The organism is Staphylococcus lugdunensis, assembly GCF_002901705.1.
Lineage (GTDB): Bacteria > Bacillota > Bacilli > Staphylococcales > Staphylococcaceae > Staphylococcus > Staphylococcus lugdunensis.
Genome location: NZ_PPPV01000016.1, coordinates 390733 through 392711, shown reverse-complemented (window position 1 = coordinate 392711; position 1979 = coordinate 390733). Strand labels below are relative to the sequence as shown.

Here is a 1979-nt window from a genome sequence, read left to right as displayed (position 1 = left end):
ATGGCGATAAATACATCAATACAGTAACAGGTGATGTCTTTGTTAAATCAGGTGGAAACTGGACTAATGAAGGTAATATCAAAGGACCAAAAGGTGACCGAGGCGAACGTGGTGAGACTGGTCCAAAAGGTGATAAAGGCGAAAATGGCACATCAATTGGAATTACAACAATTGACACGGATTCAGCTGGAAATAAAGTCGTTCGCTTTACAGACGGCAAAACAATGACAATACCTAAAGGTCAAGATGGTACATCAATAGGTATCCGTACAATTACACCACAAACAAACGGTGACACAGTTGTAACCTTTACAGACGGTAAAACAATGACGATACCAAAAGGCGCTAAAGGCGACAAAGGTGATAACGGTCGTGATGGTACATCAATAGGCATTACAAATATTCAAACAGATGCTGCAGGTAATAATATTGTTCACTTTACAGATGGTAAAACAATGACAGTACCAAAAGGTCAAAATGGTACATCAATAGGCATCCGTACAATTACACCACAAGCAAATGGTGACATAGTCGTAACCTTCACAGATGGTAAAACAATGACGATACCAAAAGGTGCGAAGGGTGATAAAGGTGACGTAGGTGCACGAGGTGCAGATGGTCGCTCAATCACAATCACAAGTAATACAGAACAACCAAATGGAGATCGTAAACTTGTGTTCTCAGATAACACTACTGTCATCATTCCAAAAGGTGCAAAAGGGGATAAAGGCGACAAAGGTGATAATGGTACATCAATTGGAATTACAACAATTGACACTGATACAGTTGGCAATAAAGTCGTTCACTTCACAGATGGCAAAACAATGACAGTACCTAAAGGTCAAGATGGTCAATCAGTTGGCGTAAAAACAATTACCACAGCAACAAATGGAGATACAGTTGTAACCTTCACAGACGGTAAAACAATGACGATACCAAAAGGTGCGAAAGGTGATAAAGGTGACGTAGGTGCACGAGGTGCCGATGGCCGCTCAATCACAATCACAAGTAATACAGAAGAAGCAAACGGTGACCGTAAGCTTGTGTTCTCAGATAATACAACTGTCATCATTCCAAAAGGTGCGAAAGGTGATAAAGGTGATGTAGGTGCAAAAGGTGCCGATGGTCATTCAATCACAATCACTAGTAATACAGTAGAACCAAATGGAAATCGTAAACTTGTCTTCTCAGATAACACAACAGTTGTGATACCAAAAGGAGACAAAGGTGATCGTGGAGAAAATGGTCAAAACGGAACATCTATCAGTATCACATCTACAGGAACAGATACAGCTGGAAATACAGTAGTTCATTTTAGTGACGGCAAATCAGTTACAATACCAAAAGGTCAAAATGGTACGTCAATAGGTATCCGTACAATTACACCACAAGCAAATGGAGATACAGTTGTAACCTTTACAGACGGTAAAACAATGACGATACCAAAAGGCGCTAAAGGCGATAAAGGTGACGTAGGTGCAAAAGGTGCTGATGGTCGTTCAATCACAATCACAAGTAATACAGAAGAACCAAACGGAGATCGTAAACTTGTATTCTCAGATAATACAACAGTCGTGATACCAAAAGGTGTTAAAGGTGATAAAGGTGAAAATGGCACATCAATTAGCATTACGTCTATTGACACTGATACAACAGGAAACAAAGTTGTTCATTTTAGTGATGGTAAAACATTAACTGTACCAAAAGGTCAAGACGGCACATCAGTTGGTATTCAAAACATTACAAAACAACCTACTGGAGAAACAGTTGTAACATTTACAGATGGAAAATCAATTACAATACCAAAAGGTGACAAAGGCCAAGATGGCAAATCTATAACTATTATTAGTAATACAATTGAACCAAATGGTGACCGTAAAGTTGTCTTCTCAGATAACACTTCAATTATTGTGCCAAAAGGTGATAAAGGTGATCATGGTGAAAATGGACATGATGGAACGTCAGTAACAGTAACTAAT

General features: G+C 39.1%; 1 pseudogene. It reads left to right on the top strand.

Annotated features, from left to right (window positions below):
* Positions 1–1979: pseudogene (locus tag CD041_RS12325) on the top strand (YSIRK signal domain/LPXTG anchor domain surface protein); the annotation flags it as partial.